The 2,357-nt window shown below is 32.5% G+C and carries 2 protein-coding genes; both read left to right on the top strand.

All coding sequences use genetic code 11. The annotated features are described in order from the left end of the window. Positions 1-827, top strand: an 827-nt coding sequence (locus DNJ77_RS09765; RefSeq protein ID WP_157966680.1) for a Rossmann-fold NAD(P)-binding domain-containing protein, incomplete at its 5' end; no start/stop codon positions are given. A gap of 75 nt (positions 828-902) precedes the next feature. Then, a complete protein-coding gene (locus DNJ77_RS09760) occupies positions 903-2,126 on the top strand; it encodes a PAS domain-containing protein (RefSeq protein ID WP_116964867.1) in 1,224 nt (407 codons plus the stop codon). Positions 2,127-2,357: the final 231 nt, after the last annotated feature.

Below are 2,357 nucleotides of genomic sequence, written 5' to 3'. Positions count from 1 at the left end.
CTAAGTATTTAGGTGAGATTGAAACCATTAAATGGCGCGAGAAGGGAATAAAAAGCAATATTTATCGAGTCGGTAATTTAGCGTTTATGCAACAAAATGGCAAAGTACAAGAGGATGTTGAAGATAATGCCTTTGCAACCTATATTGCTTTTATTCGTAAGTTAGGTTGTATTGCTGATAATATGAATGAAGTAGAGATTTCGCCTGCGGATATAACGGCAAAAGCGATTATTAAAATGTTTGATAAAAATAAGTTGAATAATCATATCCATCATGTATTTAATCCCAACAAAATACAACTCTCTCAAATGCTCAAATCGAGCGATCATAAAATTATCACGGTAAACTTTGAAGCATTTATTGATAAGTTAATAAACTATTTACATAAAAATGAGGATTGTGATTTAATTGGACGATTTTTACTACGCATGGGATGGCAACCAGATGGAAAGAATAGTCATTTCATTAAGAATGGTAGTGCAACAATTTTACAAAATAAGACGGAATTGATGTTTAAAATGATGAATTTTGAATGGCCTATGATTAATGACAAACAGTTAACAGCTTACGTTGATAGGTTAGCCAGTACTTTTGATGGGACTGTAGAAACACCTATAACTGGTCCTGAGTATCTCAAAGAGCAAAGATGGTTGGTAAATATTAATAGGGTAATCAATACTGCAAAACTAAAAGCACTTAGGCTTTTCAAAGCACATAAAAAAGCCATTTCCATTGTTGGTGTATTGTTATTTACGGCTCCAGTGCTGTATATCTTAGAACTTTTAGATATGATTGCTGTGTTAGAATTTTTAGATGCAACTATTTGATAGCAACATAAATAAAATCGCCATCAAAATTTCTAACATTTAATCAGGAAATAAACTAGAAATTAAGGAATATATATGTCACAAAATAACACCCTGAGTCCAAGTTTTGAAAAATTTTCTGAAATAGTTCCGCATCCTATTTATTGGGGAGATTTGAACCAACGAGTTGTCGGATTTAACGAGATTGGAATACTCGCTGCAGGTGCTAAATCAAAAGCTGATCTTATAGGTAAAACTCCTATTGAATATTATCCAGAAGATATTGCAAAAAAAATTATCTCCGATCACAAAAAAGTAATTCAAACCAAAGAAAAATTAAATTTTGAAGAAAGCATCAAAGACATTACAACAGGTGAAATCAAAGTGTTTGATGCAACTATTGCACCATGGTACAATGATGAAGGCGAACTAATAGGTACTGTTGGTATTTCTATAGACATCACCGAACGCAAGCGCCTTGAAGAAGAAACTATCCGCCAGAAAAATCAACTCGAGAAAAAATTACAATTTCAAAGAGGCTATCTTAAATCGTTTGGATATGATGCTGTTAACTCTCTTAAAACCATTTCAGATGCGATCGAAAATATTGAGAAACGGTTAATGCAATTTGATATTCCAGAGAAAGTCAGAATTGACCTTAATAATGATTTTTATAACATAAACGAAAGCCTATCTGAAATGTATACCATGTACCAAAAAATAACTAGCACAATTATAGGTGAAGAAGAAAAATACAAAAATTTCAATCAAAAGCATGAAATGCCTATGCAATTAGAAAATTTAGTACAAGCTGAAATTGATATAGCAAATGCTTCAATCAGTTCTGAGTTTGATGTTGAAGCATCATTTGAGATGGATGGTACATCAAAGCAAAAGCTCAATGTTGATTATAAAAAGCTGCAACACATTCTCCGCACATTACTGGCTAACTACACCAAAGCGATAGATAAAGAGAGTCGAAAAGAAGATATATATTTAAAGATTACTGCCAAAGATGGGGCACATAACAAACTTTATGTCACTTTTGCATTTACAGGTAATATGCCCTTTTTAGAATTAGAAGAAGATAATATCCGAGCGGAACATTTAATGTATAAAAAGCAATCGCACATTGCTATGGACAAGCATAACTTTGCTTATGACCTTGCTTTAGCTAAGCACTATGCTGAATTGCTGTGCGATGGTGAAGAATTAAACGATTATTTATTTGAAGGCGCAAGCTTTTCGTTTACCTTACCGTTTCGTAAAGTAGAGGATGATGGTAAAAGTAAAGTGTTTAAGCCTGTGTTAGTTGAATGATCATTTGTTAATAATATTCAATAGCACATAGTTTCGATAATCACTTTCCTGATAGTTAAAGATTAATCTGACGTTTATGGCGCCATTGCTTTATCTTTATAATAAGAGTATCAGATCATATTGTGATACTTTTTGGGTGTCATAAAATGAAATAAAAAACTGACCCGCATAATGCAGCCTATCCTGTCATGAAAATAAAATTTATTATTATCGGAAACAAGCATTGTTTTT

It is taken from the genome of Fastidiosibacter lacustris (assembly GCF_003428155.1).
GTDB lineage: Bacteria > Pseudomonadota > Gammaproteobacteria > Francisellales > Francisellaceae > Caedibacter > Caedibacter lacustris.
This window is presented reverse-complemented; position numbering and strand designations above follow the sequence as displayed.

What these genes read in the sequence shown, in the direction of transcription:
- DNJ77_RS09760 (WP_116964867.1), top strand. Translation starts at nt 903, where the DNA reads ATGTCACAAAATAACACCCTGAGTCCAAGTTTTGAAAAATTTTCTGAA.